The organism is Anaeromicropila herbilytica (assembly GCF_016591975.1).
Classification (GTDB): Bacteria; Bacillota; Clostridia; order Lachnospirales; family Lachnospiraceae; genus Anaeromicropila; species Anaeromicropila herbilytica.
In genome coordinates this window covers 4,124,772-4,143,906 of the sequence record NZ_AP024169.1, presented here as the reverse complement: position 1 = coordinate 4,143,906, position 19,135 = coordinate 4,124,772, and the positions used below count along the sequence as shown (strand labels likewise).

Sequence of the window (19,135 nt, the reverse complement as noted above, 5' to 3'; positions counted from 1 at the left end):
TTGAATATATAAATTAAAGGATACTTGTTAATAAAATCAATATAAAGGGTGGTAAAATTAATGAAGAAAAAGGGGATATATAATGGTGTTGTAAAAAGAGGAATAGATATCTTCTTATCATTGCTAGGAATTATAGTATTATCATGGTTATTAATAATAATAACTTTGATCGTGAAACTAACATCCAAAGGTCCTGCCTTCTTTAAACAAAAGAGAATCGGTCTGAATAAGAAAGAATTCTACATATTAAAATATAGAACGATGAGAATTGATACACCAAAAGATATGCCAACGCACCTTTTTGAGAATCCTGATATCTATATCACTCCTATTGGTAAGTTCTTAAGAAAGACAAGTCTTGATGAATTACCTCAATTATTTAATATCCTACGAGGTGAAATGAGTGTCGTAGGGCCAAGACCTGCCTTGTGGAATCAATATGATCTGATTGCAGAAAGAGATGAATATTATGCAAACTCAGTAAGACCAGGATTAACTGGATGGGCGCAGATTAATGGAAGAGACGAATTGCCTATAGATGTGAAGGCAAGATATGACGGTGAATACATAAAGAGAATGAGTTTAGGATTTGACATTAAGATATTCTTTGGGACTATAATCAGTGTGGTTAAAAGTGATGGTGTAAGAGAAGGAATAACCAAGGAAAGTGAAGGAAAGAAAATTGATGTACAAGCGAATATTAGTTACAGGGAAGAATAGCTATGTTGGTAATTCTTTTCTTCAATGGATTGGAGAGAATGCACAATATGTCATAGATACAATATCAATGCGAGACGGCAATTGGGTAAATACTGACTTATCAATATATGATACCATATTCCATGTCGCAGGTATCGCGCACGTAGAAGCAAAAGATAGTATGGAGAGTACCTATTATAAAGTGAATCGAGACATGACAATTGATTTAGCAAAAAAAGCAAAACAAACTGGCGTTAGACAATTCATATATATGAGCAGCATTATTGTCTACGGAGAAAATAATCGACATAATTCTCATTCTGTTATTACCAAAGACACAGTACCTAATCCGAGTGGATTTTATGGTAGAAGTAAACTAGAAGCAGAGGAAGGATTATTACAATTACAAGATGATAACTTTCACATTGCTATTGTAAGAGCACCAATGATCTATGGTAAAGGATCAAAAGGTAATTATCCAAGATTAGCGAGATTAGCAAGGATATTACCTATGTTCCCAAAGGTTAGAAATAGAAGAAGTATTTTATACATTGATAATTTGTGTGAATTTGTTAAAATGTTAATAGATAATGAAGAAAGAGGAATCTTCTTTCCACAAAATAAAGAATATTGTAGTACAACCGAATTGGTGCAAGAAATAGCAAGGGTACATGGGAAGAGGGTAATCGGAATCTCTTGTTTTAATCTCTTGATTAAATTATCAATGAAGAGAATAAATATGCTGAATAAGATATTTGGAACCTTAGTATATGACTTGGAACTATCGAGCTATCGAGAATTCAGCTATTGCAAATATGATATGAAAAGTTCCATTGAGTTGACAGAGAAAAAGTAATGATATAAATAAGATTAGGTCATATATAGGAGATGGAATTCGATGAAAAAAGCCCTTATGTTATCCTCGGTAGCCTCGATGATTGATCAATTTAACATGCAAAACATTAATATACTAATGGAACTTGGCTATGAAGTTCATGTTGCATGTAATTTTAAGGAAGGTAATACATCGAGTAAGGAACGGGTGAAAGAGTTTCAAAAGGAATTAAGAGCACTTGGAGTGAAAGTCAACGATATTCCGATACCACGTTCGATATATAAGATACATAGAATATTAAAGGCATATATAGAAGTTAAAAGACTCGCAAGTAGGGGGAAGTATGATATTGTACATTGTCATTCACCAATAGGTGGAGTGGTAGCAAGACTTGCTTTTCGAAAAGAAAGGCAAAAAGGAACGAAAGTAATCTATACAGCACATGGATTTCATTTCTATAAGGGAGCGCCGTTACTTAATTGGCTTATATTTTATCCAATTGAGAAATTATGTGCAAAGTATACGGATTGTTTGATTACGATTAATAAAGAGGATTATGAGCGCGCTAGAAGTAGGTTTAAGGGCAATAAATTAAAGGTGGTTCATCTACCAGGGATAGGAATCGATGTTGATAAAATTGAAAATACAAAAGTTGATAAAGAACAATTGAGAAAAGAATTAAGGATACCGAAAGGCTCTAAAGTGATATTGACTGTTGCTGAACTTAGTAAGAGGAAGAATTATGAATGTTCTTTGAAAGCTTTTGCAAAACTGGATCTTGAAAATGTAGTTTATGTGATATGTGGACGGGGAAAGTACTATGATGTGCTTAATAATTTGATAAAGAAACTAAACATAGAGAATAAAGTTATATTTACAGGATATAGAACTGATATTCATTGTATATTACATATAGCTGATGTATTTATTTTCCCTTCCTATCAAGAAGGGTTGCCAGTAGCAGTTATGGAAGCAATGGCAGCTGGTTTACCAGTTATATGCTCTAATATAAGAGGAAATAATGAATTGGTTATCGATAATGAAGGTGGATATTTATTTTCAGCAAGTGATAGTAATAAATTATCTCAAAGAATGAAAATGCTGTTAACGGATAGAAAAACTTGTGAAAGAATGAAAAACTTCAATAAAAATCATATAATTAGTTGTGGTATAGATAACGTAAATCAACGAATGAAGTATCTTTATGATAGTGTTACAGGGGAAAAGAAACAAGTTTGGAGTGAAGAAATTAATGGATACTGCGAAAAATAAAGTCCAAGTATTGATGTCAACATATAATGGTGAGAAGTATCTTAGAGAACAGTTAGATAGTATACTTCAACAGGATCATAAAAATATCACACTTCTAATAAGAGATGATGGTTCTAGTGATAGTACATTATCAATACTTGAAGAATATTCAAGTAAATATTCTAATGTAGAATATTACCAAGGTGATAACATAGGTGCAAAAAACAGTTTTTTTGATCTTATACAAAAAACCGATCAAACAGCAGATTTTTATTCATTTTCAGATCAAGATGATGTTTGGAAGAGTAATAAATTAAGTAATGCTATAATACAAATGAGTAATTATAATAAATACCGCAAAATTCCTTTATTATATTGTAGTGGTTTTGACGTAGTAGATGAAAATCTAAATGCTCATATGATAAAAACAAATCTAAGTAATATAAAACCTGATTTTGGTAATTCTATAATTGAAAATATATGTGTAGGCTGTACTATGGTGATTAATAATAAATTATTACTATTAGTCAGAAAAAAGATACCTAGACAAGCTTTTATGCATGACTGGTGGTTATATATGGTGGCAACTTGCTTTGGAAAGGTTATATATGATAAACATTCGTATATCTTATATAGACAACATAAAAATAATGTTGTCGGAGCACCAGAAGGCAGTGGTCATAAATTTATAAGACGTATTTTAAAGTACCAAACAAAAAAAGGAATTGTTTTAAAACAAGCTTTAGAATTTATTGAAATATATGAAGTTGATAAAAATAAAAGTGAATTATTAAATTATGTAATAAACTATAAAAAAATTCTAAGATTTAGACTTAAAATAATTTATTCGAATCAAATCTTTAGACAAGATAAAAAAGATAATATTATATTTAAATTAATGTTTTTATTTGGACAAGTATAGAAATAGTTCAAATAAGTAACAAAAGTAAAAAGGAGTCGAGATGTTAAAACGAATACAAGAAATATATTCATATAGAGAAATGATTGTAAGTTTAGTAAGAAAAGATTTAAGAGGGCGTTATAAAGGGTCGGTATTAGGATTTTTGTGGACATTTATAAATCCATTATTTCAAATAATAATCTACACTATGGTATTCTCAGTTATAATGAAGTCTGGAATTGATAGATTTTATTTATATTTAATAGTAGGGCTAATACCTTGGATATTCTTTAGTTCTTCTGTTAATGGAGGAGCTGTATCTATAATAAATCAACAAGATATAGTTAAAAAAATATATTTTCCACGTGAAGTGTTACCAATTTCATATGTAACAAGTTCATTTGTTAACATGTTATTTTGTTTTGTTATTATTTTTGCTGTACTTTTTGTGACTGGTGTTGGAATTAATCCTTTGGCAATATTATGCTTACCGTTAGTAATGTGTGTTGAGTACATATTAGCATTAGGTATTGCATTAATATCTGCTGCATTAACTGTGTATTTTAGAGATCTAGAGCATATTTTGGGGATTGTTACTATGGCATGGATGTATTTAACGCCAATCATGTATTCTGTTGATATGGTTCCAAAAAATATAATACCAATATTTAATCTAAACCCGTTAACTCCAGTAATTATTGCATATCGAGATATTTTGTATTACAAAAGAATTCCACATTTAGATACATTATTTCAAGCTACTGTATTCGGAATTGTAATATTATTAATTGGTAGTATAACGTTCTCACATTTGCAGAAAAATTTTGTGGAGGAATTATAATGAATGCAGAAAATGTAATAGAAGTAAAAAATGTTAAAAAAAAGTTTAAAGTGTATTTTGATAAGGGAAGTAGTTTAAAAGAAAAAATATTATTCCAGAATAGAAATAGATATGAAGATCGATTTGTATTAAGGGGAATTAACTTTAATGTAAAAAAAGGGGAAGCAATTGGATTGCTTGGAAAAAATGGCTGTGGAAAAAGTACAACATTAAAATTACTGTCGCGTATTATGTATCCAAGCGAAGGAACTATTAATATAAAAGGAAGAGTATCAAGTTTACTTGAATTAGGGGCAGGTTTTCACCCTGATATGAGTGGTAGAGAAAATATCTACACTAATGCGTCTATATTTGGACTTACAAGAAAAGAAATTGATAAGCGAATGGATGATATTATAAAGTTCTCAGAACTAGAAGAATTTTTAGATAATCCAGTCAGAACATATTCATCAGGGATGTATATGAGGCTTGCATTTTCAGTTGCTATAAATGTAAATGCTGATGTTCTATTAATAGATGAAATTTTAGCAGTTGGCGATGTGAGTTTTCAGACAAAATGTTTTGAAAAATTAAAAGAAATCAAAGCAAAAGGCACAACGATTATAATTGTTTCTCATTCTATGGGACAAATTGAACAAATATGTGATAGAGCAATATGGATTGAAGATGGATTAATTAAGGAAGAAGGGGTGCCTAAGTTTGTTGGTCAACATTATCTTGTAGAAATGGAAGGAAAGCGTCTAGAAAAGATAGAGGAAGAATTTCAAGAAAAACTTGATGAACAGAATATCAATGATGAAAAAGAAAACATTATGTCGATTAAAAATGTTCGTAATGCAAGAATTCAATCATTTTGTAGTTCAAGAGCAGTGAGAACGGGAAATGGACTTGTTAATTTTATTAATGTTAAGTTGTACAACAAAGAAGGAAAAGAAACTATCGTATTTAAAAGCGGTGAAGAAATTACAGTAAAGATGAATTTTAGAAGTAATCTTGAGGGTATCAAATCTAATTTTGCTGTAAGTTTTTCGAGAGATGATGGTCTGTATTGTTATGGAACAAGTATTTATAAGGAACTTGATTATTTGGTAGATATAGATAAAACAGAAGAAGTCACTATGAGAATTTTAAATAATGGATTGTTACAAGGGAAATATTTGCTGAATGTTGGGATATATGCAGAGGATGATATTGAATATGATGTTATATGGAATGTATCAGAAATACAAATAATGTCAGAGAGAGTTGATGAGTATGGAGTGTGTCGTTTAGAACATTATTGGCAGGTTGATGAATTAAAGTTAGTAAATAGTATAGAAGTAACATCTATAGGAGAATAAGATGAAAATTTTGTATTTAGCTCCAATAGCTTTTGACGGATTAAAACAACGTCCACAGCATATAGCAGAAGAGTTATCTAAGAACAATGAAGTTTGGTATATTGATCCTACGATAAGCTTTATGAAGTATTTAATAAAAGGCGGAGAAAAATGTTTTTCTAGAAAATATGATGTTTCAAATAACTTACATATAATACGGCTAAATGGTGTACTATCCCCACATATTAGTGTTCAAGGTATTGATCATTATAATTTTACTCTATTTCCTGAATTTTCACAAATAAAGGGATATGTTAAAAAAGTGGATATAATATGGGTGGCTTATAGTGGTTGGTATGGTTTAATAAAATGGGTGAGAAATAAAATTATCATATATGATAAAATGGATGATGATATAAATTTAACTAAAAATAAATTATTACGTAAGTATTTATTGAGAATAGAGCCAAAACTTATTAGAAAGGCAGATTATATATTTGTAACAGCAATTAAATTTTATAATGAAATATCTGCAATTACAGATAATGTAAGTCTTGTTCCTAATGCAGTATCAATAGAAAAAAAATATATTGAGTATAATGGACATGATATTAAAAAAAGAGTATTTGGTTATATAGGTACCATAGGGCATTGGTTTGATATAGAAGCAATACGCACTATTGCAGAAGCAGATGAAAATTGTGAAGTAATTTTAGTTGGGCCTAATATGCTACCTGAATTACATATATCAAATGTTAAGTATGTTAATACAATTTCTAAGGAAAAGATTTTTGATATGATTAGTACTTTTGATGTATGCTTATACACGTTTAAACAAGATATACTTCTAGATACTATCAATCCTGTAAAAATATATGAATATTTGGCTATGAATAAACCAGTTTTAGCAGTTAAAAGCCTGGAGATAGATAGTTTTGGTACATTACTTGAAACATATGAGAATTATTCAGAACTTTCAAGTAAATGTAAAAAAACATTTAAAAAACCTTTTAAAACAGAAAAAGATTATATAAATTTTATTAATGCTAATTCGTGGGAAATTAGAGTTAAACATATGTTAGAAAAGATAGAAGTAGATTTATATTAATAAATGGTGACAAAAGAGAGGAAATAATTGATATGAATAATTTAGTACCATCTATTGAAACATGGGATGAAGTAGCTGAAACATATCCAATAGATATTGAGGAGAGAGAATTTCAGATAGCTGATGAAATAGAAAAACTTTTAAAAGACTTAGAAATTAATCCTGGAGCAACATTAATTGAATTGGGGTGTGGTAGTGGCCATTTATCAGCTTGTTTAGCACTTAAAGGTTATAATGTAACCTTATTTGATTTTAGTAATGTGGCTTTAGAAAAGGCCAAAGAGACATTTAAGAAGTATAATTTAAAGGCAGATTTTATTAAGGGTGACTTGATGAATATAGATAATTTGCCAATGAAATATGAAATTGCATGGAATTCTGGTGTGATGGAACACTTTGGAGATGTAGAATTAGAAATAGCGATGAGGAATGCAGAAAAAATATCAAGTAAGGGGGTACTATTTTTAGTTCCAAATACAAAAAGTATAGCGTATCTATTAATGAGAGCAAAATTAATGAGCGAAAGTAAATGGATATATGGAACGGAGTATTTAAGAAATAATTATATTGATATCTTAAATAGAATAGGATTAGATGATGTTCATGTTGAGTATATATCAACTCCAGCTGTTTCAGCCCATCATATTCATGTTGCAGAAGGCTATGAAGGTGAGTTGGATAAACTATATGAAAAATTAATGTCGGAACAATTAATGCCAGTAGAAGAAGGATATTTAGTTGCCTATACGGCAACTAAAACCAAATCATTACAACCTATAAGTTATAGTGAATCTGATGTTAATTCAACAGTAAATAGTACTAGAATTTTTGATCTTGTTTCTTATAATTTTGGATTACTCAACGATAAGAAAGTATATGAAGAAAAGTTTTATATGTTAGAGACAGAAAATACTCAATTAAAGATTAAGGAAGAAAACCTTGAGAGAAAGCAAAATAAATTATTAGTAGACAATCAAAATTTAGAAGTAGAAAGAACAAATATAGAAAATAAATTAGTAGAAGCAGATAAAATGTTACAGGGTTATATTAATAATCAAGATAGTTATATTAAAAAAATAGAAGAATTGGAAAAAGATTTAAAATCATTTTCTACGCAATTAAATAAAAAAGAAGAAATTACTCGTCAAGCAATAAATCAGTGTTTAGCAATGTCTAAGTCGAAATTATTTCAATTAATTCATTTTTTGAATAGATTAAAGTATCAGTTTTTCAAAGGAAATAAAAATGAGAAAAAGCTTTTTATTAAATGGATACAATCAAAAGTTATGAGAAGAGGAGGAGATGCAGAACATCGATATAATCCTATATACTCTGTGTTAAATATATTAGGCAATAATATTGCAAATGATATAATTCAAAAATCTAATAATTTTGATAATACAATTCAAATAAATAGCAATATAGAATGCGAATTAAATAGGCATATTGTTGAAGAAGAGCATAGGATAAATAAGGAATTTAATAGAAAGAAGACAAAAGAAACAATTGATATTGAAAATAGAATTAGAAATGGCAATTATAAGGGTATACTAATCTATCCCCATGTAGTTTACTGGGAGCCGCTTCAAACACCACAGCAGTTGTTACGCGCTTTTTCTAAGCAAGGATGGCTTTGCTTTTTTTGTGAGCATCCAAATATAAAGGATTGTTATCGTGAAATAGAACCGAACTTAATTATTACACATGAAACTGATTTATTGATGGCAATTGGAAAAACTAATGTTACTGTTATGTTAACATGGTTAGGATCAATGGCTTTTGTTAATAAAATTGAAAATAAGAAAATTTGGTATCATATTTTAGATAAATTGGATATATTTCCTTATTATGATGAGCAATATGAAATATTACACAATGAGATAGTTTGCAAGGCTGAATGGATTAGTTATGTTGCCAAACCATTACAAAAATATATAAAAAATAGAGAGGATATTGTCTACTTACCTAATGGTACAAATCCAGATGAATTTTTAAATCAGCATAAAGATTATATTCCAGAAGATATGCAAATAATTATAAATAAAGGCAATAAAATTGTTGGATATTATGGATATATAGCTGAATGGATGGATTTTAATCTAGTTGCAGAAGTTGCAAAAGCACGTCCAAATTTTGAATTCGTTTTTATTGGTAAAGTGATTTATGATACATCGGTAATTAAGAATATTCCTAATATTCATCTTCTTGGATTAAAGCAATATAATGAGTTGTCTGATTATGCAAAATTTTTTGATGTTGCAACAATTCCTTTTGTAATTAACGAAGCTATGAATTGTGTATCACCTATAAAATTTTATGAATATTGTGCAATTGGATTACCTGTAATAACATCGAATATGAAAGAAATGGAATCATATATATGTGATTATGTAGCTTGTTTTAATAATAAGGATGAATATTTATATTATCTGGATAAATTTACTAGTGCTGAGATTAAACAATTGGCATCTAAAAATGCTCCTTGTATTGCTAACGGAAATACATGGTTTGCTAGAACAAAGAAAATGATTGAACAGTTTAATCAGGAACAACAAGTTATATTAGAAAAGGACTATAATAATTATGATGTCATAGTTCTATCAGTTATTGATTATGATTTTAGATATCAGCGACCACAGCATCTAGCTACTAGTTTTGCAAAGAATGGGCATCGTGTATTTTATATTAATGCAAACCATTTTAATGAATCTAATATTGTTAATTTAGATGAAAATTTATACATCGTTAATTTTAAGAATGAAGACTATTCTGCAATTCATTTAACAGATTGGTCTAATCAAAAGGAAGAGCTATATAAGTTATTAAATAAATTATTACATGATTATTGTATTAGAGATGCAATAACGGTTGTAGATTATCCAAACTGGATATATGCTGCAGAATATTTAAGAAATAAGTTTGGTTTTAAAATCATAACTGATTATATGGATGATTATACAGGATTTCTTAACCCTGCAGAAAAGCTAGTTGGTGCTAATTGTACAAAATTACTTGAGACAAGTGATTTTGTAATTCCAAGTTCACAATTTTTATATGATATAGCTAAAAAATATAATTCAAATATTGAAATAATTCGAAATGGTACGGAATTTAAGCATTTTAATAAAGCAGCATTAAGAAGAAGTAATCGAGAGCGAAAAGTTATTGGATACTATGGTGCTGTTGCACAATGGTTTGATTTTGATAAAGTATGCTATGTTGCTGAAAATTTAAAAGAATATGATATTGTAATAATTGGAGAGGTAACAGAAGGAAGAAATAAACTTCAAAAATACTCAAATATTAAATTATTAGGTGAAATCCCTTATGAAGAATTACCTAAACACCTAGAATATTTTGATGTATGTTTAATTCCGTTCGATACGTCAACTGATTTAATAAAGGCAACAAATCCTGTGAAATTTTATGAGTACTTGAGTGCAGGTAAGAAAGTCGTTGCTACAGAGATACCTGAGCTTGAGCTGTTTAGAAATAAATATGTATATATGACAAATGATAATAGAGAATTCGTGGAATATATACAAAAGTGTTTAGATAATACAGATGAACTAGCTAATGAAGAAGAGTGCATAGAATTTGGTAAAAGCAATGATTGGCAAGAAAGATATGAAATATTTGCAGAGTTATGTTATAAAGCTGTTCCCAAGGTTAGTATTGTAGTATTAACATATAACAATTTAAAATTGAATAAATTATGTATCAATAGTATCCTTAATAAGACTGCTTACCCTAATTATGAATTAATAGTAGTTGATAATTTATCTACGGATGGAACTAGAGAATATTTAGAACAATTAGATGAACGAAAATTACCTAATGTAAAAGTAATCTTAAATAATTCAAATAGTGGATTTGCAGGTGGAAATAACATTGGCATAAAAGCATCAGAAGGTGATTATGTATTATTACTAAATAATGATACTATAGTTACGAGGGGATGGCTCACATCATTAGTAAAACATCTTGAAAATGATGATAAATTGGGTATGTGTGGACCTGTAACAAATTCAATAGGAAATGAAGCGAAAATTAAAGTTCATTATCATTCTATAGATGAGTTAAATACATTTTCATACAATTACACATGGGACAATATGGGGAAGCAGTACCAAAATCCTAGTGTACTAGCACTATTCTGTACATTGATAAAAAGAGAAGTTATAGATAAATGTGGTGTATTGGATGAAGAATATGGAGTTGGAATGTTTGAGGATGATGATTATGCAGAAGCTGTTAAAAAGGCGGGATATAAATTAACTATTTCAGAAGATTCATTTATACATCATTTTGAAGGAGCATCTTTTAAAAAGTTGCAAGATCATAAATTTAGAACTATTTTCGAAGAGAATAAACAAAGATACGAAAAAAAATGGAGCAAAAAGTGGAAAATGCATAAGAAAAGAAAAGGAATTAGCTGGGAAACAAATATTGAAAGTGAATTAAAAGTGTAGATATTTAGCCAGCAAAGTAAAAGACTAATGAAAAATATTAAATTTAACAATATGAAAATTTTATTATTAATAATTTCTGTAATATTAACAATCTTTAGTGTATTATTTACAGTAAATGCTTATATTGCTAATGATAACGTTCAGGTAAACCTTCTTATAAAAAGTGAACAAACTAGAGATTATCGTATATATTATGATGATTTTAATAAAGACTATCCTTTTGGAAGTTTATTTTTGGATGGAGAAATTAAAGGAGATTCTAAGAAACAATTAATTCATGTTACAATACCAGCAAACAGAACAAAAAATTTAAGAATAGATTTGGGGATGAGTAATAATGAAGTATCCTCAGTCGTTTTATATAAAATACAATTGTCTAATATTTTATTTATTAAAGAGATTTCATCTAAATATATTAATCAACATTTCGAAGGAATAAATGGTGCTATTGTAGAACGATTGGATAATGGACTTAAAGTTGTTATTGGCGGGAAAAACCAATATATTGTATCAAATAGTTTAATAGAGCCTGAATTAGTACATTTTAATTATTTTAATCTTGTGCTAGTAGTAATTTCTGAGTTATGTTTTTGGATAATTTTCTTTAATATATTACAAAAGATTATTGAGATATTGAAAACTTCATTAAAAAACGAATATCGAGTTGTAAAAAAAATAGCGCATTATGCTTTTTTAAACTTAATATGTATGTATTTAATATATTTCATTTGGAATATTATTTGTAGTAAAGTAGTTAATTCGTTATTTATTTTCTCTGATGAAATTAAGTGGTTTATTATAGCGTGGATTATTACCGTACTTATATTAATTACTTGTGTTTTTCTTATATATTTTATAAAGAAAAAAAAGCACAATAAAAATTTTTCATTGGTACAAATATTAAAATTAATAAATTGGAAAAAAAATAATATTGCTATACTATCTTTGCTTACAGTATTTATTCTTTGTTTTATGGCTTTTAATTATATTATAAAACAACAAGAAGTAAGAATAAGTTTTAATGTGCAAAGTAATAAAACAATAGATTGTCTATTTTTTTATGATAATTTGTCTAAAGAATATCCATTTAGTAATGGATATTCTTTAAATGATACAATAAAAGGTAAAGAGGTAAGGCAAAAGCTAACATTTAAATTACCATACAATAGAATTCAAAAATTAAGATTAGACTTTCATTATGCTGAGCCTGGGCCTTATTTGCTGAATTTTTATGATATCAATATAAAAACTATATTTTGGAATAGTATAATTTCGGGAAAAGATGTTAGTCAGAATTTTTTTGGTATTAATGGGACTAAAATGGAACAGCTTGATGATTCATTGAAAGTTATAATAGATGGTGATAATCAGTATATTGTAACTACACAATATCCTAATCCAAAGATTGTTTCATATAATTATAGTGCATATTTTGCTTATATTGTCGTTGCGATATTTTTATATTTAATTATTTATGGGTTCTACTATATATTGTTTAAGGCATGGAAATTAAAGGATGATTCTGTAGAGTTACATAAAAGTATTCTTATATATTTTTTAGTAGGAGTATATACAACTAATTTAATTTTATTTACTTCATATATTATTCAGTATCAATCATTTTATAAAACTTTAGTTTGGATTATTCATCACAAAATGGAATATATAATTAGTTTTATTTTTATATTTCTGTTATATCTAATTTTGCAAGTGTTGTGTGGAAGAGTATGGATAGCTACACTGTTAATTGGTCTTTGTTGTATACTACCTGTATTGATAAATTATTATAAATTATTGTATCGAGGGACTCCTTTTTTCCCTTGGGATATATCACTTATTAAAGAAGTTAAAAGTATTATAAGTGGATTTAAAATTGAAGTTAATTTAAGAATTGTTTTATTAATTATTTTATTACTTATATATACAACATGTATGTATTTTATTCCAAAAGTAAAATTTACGGCGTTAAAAATAGGTAATAAGGTGTTAAGAATGTGTATTCCAATTCTTTTAATACTAATTTTAATAACTTTTGTGAAAAGTGTATATTTGGGTAATTATTATACTATAGGTGGATGGAATTCAATCGAAGATTATAAAGAATACGGATTTTTTAATACATTTATGGCTGAAATTAAGTGTTATCATGTAAAAAAACCCCAAGATTATTCTAAAACATCAATGTTATCTATCAAAAAGAAAGTAGATAAATTAATTGAAAACAATGAGAAGAAAACAAATAATGTTAAACCTAATATTATATTAATAATGAGTGAATCATTCTGGGATGTAACCAAACTACCTAATGTTAAATTTAGTGAAGATTTATTTCCTACAATTAATATGCTTAGAAATAGCTCAATTTCAGGAAATTTATTCACATCAATATTTGGTGGAGGTACTGCAAGTACTGAATTTGAGGTTATGACAGGGTTTTCAAAAGAATTCTTACCTATTGAATCAACACCTTATCAACAGTTGGTTACAAGAAGATTTTCTTCTCTTGCTCAATTTGAAAAAACACAAGGATATTCAACAGTAGCTTTACATCCATACTTAGCAAAGAATTGGAATCGTAATGTAGCATATCCAAATATGGGGTTTGATAAATTTTTGACAATGGATAATTTTGTTAGACCTGAAATAAAAAGAAATTTTATTTCAGATGAAGAAGTATCAAAAAAAATTATAGAAGAATATAAAGATTATTCATTAAAATCTAAAAAACCATGGATGAATTTAACAGTAACTGTTCAGAATCATCCAGCATATTCATCAAAACGATGGAATAGTTCAGAATTGATTGATTTCAATGCTACGGGTTTGTCAGATAATGAAGTAGATGGTTTAAAGGATTTAGCAACAGGTTTACATTATTCTGATAAGGCATTGGGAGAGTTAATACAGTATTTTAAAAATGTAAAAGAACCTACAATTATCGTATTCTTTGGGGATCATATGACTGGATTCGGAAATCCAGCAGAGAAGGGTTTTATAGAATCGGGTTATCTGCCAAGTAATAGTACATTAAGTGAAAAAAAATATAAATTACATTTATCAACTGTAGTTGCATGGAGTAACTATAAAAATGTTAAGTGCGATTTAGGAGATATCAGCTCTTATCAACTAATGCCTAAACTTATGCAAACATTTGGATTAAAAGAACCAGATTTTTTTAAATTTTTAAACGTCTTATATAATGTTTCTCCTGGTTTATCCTTTGGTATTGCATTAAATCCTGATCAATCTCACTCTACTGAATTAACAAAAGAACAAAAAGAATTATATCATATGTATGAATTGATACAGTATGATTATTTATATGGTAAAAATTATTTGGGGAATAAATTCTTCGGATATTAAATAATTAAATTACGATAGGAGATTTAATAATATGGAAAATCAATTAACATATAAAAAATTAAATCATATTCCGTGGGTAGATGTATATAAGGGGATATGTATTATTATGGTGGTTATGGGCCATGCTGGTGCACCTTTTACAACTTATATTTATCTATTTCATATGTCAGCGTTTATTTTGATATCAGGTTTTACATATTCAGGTGAGAATTATTCCTTTTTTAATTATTTAAAAAAGAAAGTGCTATTATTATTACTGCCTATGATATGTATTAACATTTTTTATATTATAGTTTATACTATTTTACAAAGATTTGATTTATATAAATACTTTCAAAATGGAGAACCAATAAGTTTTTTAAATAGAATAAAACTATTATTTCAATGGGTGGGTACTCCGGATTTTGGTGGTGCCACTTGGTTTTTAATTGTACTTTTTACAATTGAGATACTATTCAAAATTTTCTCTGATGTTTGTTCTATTATAAGAATAAAGAATTTGGATATTATAGTTTCTATTTTATTTTCTCTTATTGGGTGGATATGTATATCAAAAGGATATATATTAAATTATTATTTTGATTTAAGCTCATTTGGAATGTTGTTTTTTGGAATTGGTGTTTTACTGGGTAGAAATAAAAATATAGATGAATATATAGATAAAAAAGTAATGACTATTTTTTCTTTATTTATTGTTGTATTTTTTGGAAGTTTTTATTTTAAGGGACAGTTACCAATGAATTGGCCTACACGTCAGTTTCCATCTTTACCAATTCTAATTTTATCTAGCTTATGCGCTATATATTTGTGTTATATAATATCAAAAGTTATTGAAACATCAAATATATTTTATAAAGTATTTTCTTATATAGGAAAAAGAACATACAGTATTTTGGTATTTCATTTTATGGCTTTTCGAATAATTTTTGGAATGCTAGTAATAGTTAAAGAGTTTCCAATAGGATATTTAAAAGAACTTACACCTAGATATTCAAGTGGAATACAGTGGCTTGCCATTACTATTGTATCAATTGGAATCTGTATTTTTGTATCATTCTTGGCACAGATGAATATTATTCCTAATTTTATTTTTAATGCTAAACTAAAAATTAATAAGGAGGGTAACTAAATGGTACAAAAGAATAATAAAAATACACTGTTAATTTTAATACTTTTCACATTTAGTTTTTTATCTATATTGTGGATGCTAACAGTATCTAATAGTTTTACTTTTGATGATTTTACAACCTTATGTAATGCTAGATTTAAAACTTTCAATGAATTATTTAGCTTTCTACCATCAAAATCATACAATGATAGACCTATTGGTTTAATGTTTATTAAAGTGCTGAATATATTATTTGGTTTAAACTATCAAAGTTATCATATTGTATTTGGAATAGTACATTTTATAAATATAATTTTAGTATATAAGATTTCAAAGCTAGTTTTCGATGGAGTTGATGAAAAATTAAAAATATACTTTTCAGTTATTGCAGCAGCAGTATTTGGAATTTATCCAGCTTCATTAATGACTGTTTCTTGGATATCAGCAGTGTATGATATATTATGTTGTTTATTTACTTTATTAAGTTTGTATTTTTACCTAAAATCAAGAATTAATTTAGACTATTGCAATTTTTATGCCTTAATTTCAATAATTTGTTTCTATTTTTCAATAAGGACAAAAGAGATGTCATTAACCTTACCACTAATTATTCTTGTATATGAATTATGGAAGTCATTAGATGAAAAAAAACGTATAAAATTAAGATGGTACTTATTTTTTCAGCTGTTTATGATGGTATTTTTTGTTTTAAGATTATATTTAAGTGGTGTAAAAAATGTAACACCTGATAATCCTTACTATCAAAGTTTTAATATATTTAGTCTTTTTAAGAATGCAATTAGATATATGTTTTTATATTTTGATTGGGGAAATAGTGGATTTACATTTACAGACTTTTCCTATGGTGCTTTATTTGGTGTTGGAGTTTTTGGAATTATAGTTATATTTTCTTTATATAAGGCTATTAAAAGGAGAGACTTTTCGATTTTGCTTTCTATTATCTCAATAGGTATATCAATTACTGTTGTGCTTACTATGGTAAATATGCAACATAGATTATATTTATATATACCATCTGTTTTTATTGGTCTCACTGTTGCAATTGTATTATATAAAGTAATGAGCTATTTTCAATTTAAGTATTTGTGGGAATTTATTATAATATTTATTCTATGCTTATATTTGGTTAACTATACACCAGGGATGGTTGGATACAAAGTAAATTGGCTTAATTATTGTAGCCAAGATGCTAATTCTCTAAAGCAAATAGAAAAGTTACAGGCACCTGTAGATGATACAAATGTATATGTAAAAGGAGCATTAGAGGGATATAACATATTTTTTTATGGACCAGGTAATTCATTGAAATTAATGTTTGATAATCAATCAATTAATACAATACTTGTTGATGAATTTCCCGATAATCCTGAACAACCATACATATTTTTGGATAATAGCAATAATAGTATTACAGAGGTTAAAAGAGATATGACTCCAAAGGCATTAGTAATAAATTCTATATATCCTAGTCAGATAGATTCAGAGACAACTTATAATAAAGATGGATCACTTAATATAGGAGTAGTATGCAATATTGCAAGTGAAAATTTAAAAATACTTATTAATGGAGAAGAAATGAACACATCAATAGGTAAGGATTTTATATCAACTGTCATACCAAAACAGTTATTAAAAGTAAAAAAAATTGAGGTAATGGTTAAGGATTCAAAAACTAATTCTATTTCTAATAAAATGATTATAGATAATAATTAGTTATCAGATGGTAATCTTGCGAATTTGGGTACACTTTTCATAAAATTTACTTTTTATAAAATTATATTTATTGAGATAAATAAGATATACCTATTGGATGGTAAATGGAGGACAATATGAAAAAAATTATGCTCGTCTTTGGGACACGCCCTGAAGCAATTAAAATGTGTCCATTGGTTAAGGAATTGAAAACAAGAAAAAATATAGAAACAATTGTATGTGTTACAGGCCAACATCGTCAAATGCTTGATCAAGTGCTAGATGCCTTTGAAGTTGTACCTGATTATGATTTAGCTATTATGAAAGAAAATCAGACTTTATTTGATGTAACAGTTGGTGTTTTGCAAAAAGTAAAACAAGTAATAGAAAAAGTACAGCCAGATGTAGTACTTGTACATGGGGATACTACTACAACATTTGCTACGTCTTTAGCATGTTTTTATATGCAAATTGCAATTGGTCATGTTGAAGCTGGTCTTAGGACGTATAATATTTACTCGCCATATCCAGAAGAATTTAATCGACAGGCTACAAGTATTATATCAAAATTTAATTTTGCACCAACTGAATTATCTAAACAGAATCTATTGCAAGAAGGTAAAGAAGAATCTACAATATATATTACTGGGAATACCGCAATTGATGCATTAAAAACTACAGTCACAGAAAATTATACACATGAGCAGCTTGATTGGGCTTCTGATAGTAGATTAATTATGTTAACAGCACACCGAAGAGAAAATCTTGGAGAACCTTTACATCATATGTTTAGAGCAATAAAACGAATTGTAGATGAATATGAAGATATAAAAGTTATTTATCCTATTCATATGAATCCTGTTGTACGTCAAGCAGCAAATAGTATTTTAGGAAATCACGAAAGAATACGAATTATTGATCCTTTAGATGTATTGGATTTTCACAATTTTATGGAAAGATCATACTTAATACTAACCGATAGTGGCGGAATCCAAGAAGAGGCTCCTTCATTAGGAAAACCTGTACTAGTAATGAGAGATACTACTGAAAGACCAGAGGGTATAAAAGCTGGAACATTAAAATTAGTTGGTACAAATGAAGAAACAATTTATTCAGAGTTTAGAAAATTATTGACTAACAAAGAAGAATATAATAAAATGAGCAAGGCCTCAAATCCTTATGGTGATGGATTCGCTTGTAAAAAAATTGCAGATATATTAGAAGCAGAGTTGGAAGAGTAGTACCCTTTTGTTATTGGTTAAGTCAAATAATCATTGTTAAATTAATGTATGAAAATTTATTAAAGATAATTGAGATCTCTCAGAAAAGCATAGAAATGAATAGATTTTACATTCTGTAAATATTAATGCAATAATATAGTAGAGTTCTCTAATAATCAAATAACTGAGAAAATATTTTATTAAAGTAATAGATTATACTAAGTATATATAAGAAACCGTAATCTAATTTTGACAGAAGATTTTGTGGATCAATTGAGCACACCAATTTGTACGTAATATTAAAT

Annotated in this window: 12 protein-coding genes; all 12 read left to right on the top strand. The window is 27.7% G+C overall.

Annotated elements, in window-relative coordinates:
* Positions 1–60: 60 nt before the first annotated feature.
* The 12 genes from bsdtb5_RS17670 (at position 61) to wecB (ending at position 18,851) form a co-directional block, all read left to right on the top strand.
* A complete protein-coding gene (locus bsdtb5_RS17670) occupies positions 61–720 on the top strand; it encodes a sugar transferase (protein ID WP_330611741.1) in 660 nt (219 codons plus the stop codon).
* Positions 686–1,555 carry an NAD-dependent epimerase/dehydratase family protein gene (locus tag bsdtb5_RS17665; RefSeq protein ID WP_271713287.1) on the top strand — a complete coding sequence of 290 codons (870 nt, stop codon included), beginning with the start codon at positions 686–688 and terminating at the stop codon, positions 1,553–1,555. Before bsdtb5_RS17670 ends, bsdtb5_RS17665 begins: the two co-directional genes overlap by 35 nt.
* A gap of 42 nt (positions 1,556–1,597) precedes the next feature.
* Positions 1,598–2,806: a glycosyltransferase family 4 protein gene (locus tag bsdtb5_RS17660; protein ID WP_271713286.1), complete on the top strand. Its 1,209-nt coding sequence runs from the start codon at positions 1,598–1,600 to the stop codon at positions 2,804–2,806.
* The gene (locus bsdtb5_RS17655; RefSeq protein ID WP_271713285.1) at positions 2,787–3,707 is read left to right on the top strand and encodes a glycosyltransferase family 2 protein; all 921 of its coding nucleotides are present in this window, start codon (positions 2,787–2,789) and stop codon (positions 3,705–3,707) included. The genes bsdtb5_RS17660 and bsdtb5_RS17655 overlap by 20 nt, the downstream gene beginning before the upstream one ends.
* A gap of 40 nt (positions 3,708–3,747) precedes the next feature.
* A complete protein-coding gene (locus bsdtb5_RS17650; protein WP_271713284.1) occupies positions 3,748–4,527 on the top strand; it encodes an ABC transporter permease in 780 nt (259 codons plus the stop codon).
* Entirely contained in the window at positions 4,527–5,867 is a 1,341-nt protein-coding gene (locus tag bsdtb5_RS17645; RefSeq protein WP_271713283.1) for an ABC transporter ATP-binding protein, read from the top strand. Before bsdtb5_RS17650 ends, bsdtb5_RS17645 begins: the two co-directional genes overlap by 1 nt.
* A gap of 1 nt (position 5,868) precedes the next feature.
* Complete coding sequence (locus tag bsdtb5_RS17640; protein WP_271713282.1) at positions 5,869–6,954, top strand: glycosyltransferase family protein; 1,086 nt, start codon at positions 5,869–5,871, stop codon at positions 6,952–6,954.
* Positions 6,955–6,986: 32 nt separating this feature from the next.
* The gene (locus bsdtb5_RS17635; RefSeq protein WP_271713281.1) at positions 6,987–11,426 is read left to right on the top strand and encodes a glycosyltransferase; all 4,440 of its coding nucleotides are present in this window, start codon (positions 6,987–6,989) and stop codon (positions 11,424–11,426) included.
* Between the two features lie 27 nt (positions 11,427–11,453).
* Complete coding sequence (locus bsdtb5_RS17630) at positions 11,454–14,789, top strand: LTA synthase family protein (protein ID WP_271713280.1); 3,336 nt, start codon at positions 11,454–11,456, stop codon at positions 14,787–14,789.
* 31 nt (positions 14,790–14,820) lie between these two features.
* Positions 14,821–15,918, top strand: coding sequence for an acyltransferase family protein (locus tag bsdtb5_RS17625; RefSeq protein ID WP_271713279.1), 1,098 nt, complete (start codon positions 14,821–14,823; stop codon positions 15,916–15,918).
* The gene (locus tag bsdtb5_RS17620; RefSeq protein ID WP_271713278.1) at positions 15,919–17,631 is read left to right on the top strand and encodes a hypothetical protein; all 1,713 of its coding nucleotides are present in this window, start codon (positions 15,919–15,921) and stop codon (positions 17,629–17,631) included.
* Between the two features lie 116 nt (positions 17,632–17,747).
* Entirely contained in the window at positions 17,748–18,851 is a 1,104-nt protein-coding gene (wecB, locus tag bsdtb5_RS17615) for a non-hydrolyzing UDP-N-acetylglucosamine 2-epimerase (RefSeq protein ID WP_271713277.1), read from the top strand.
* Positions 18,852–19,135: the final 284 nt, after the last annotated feature.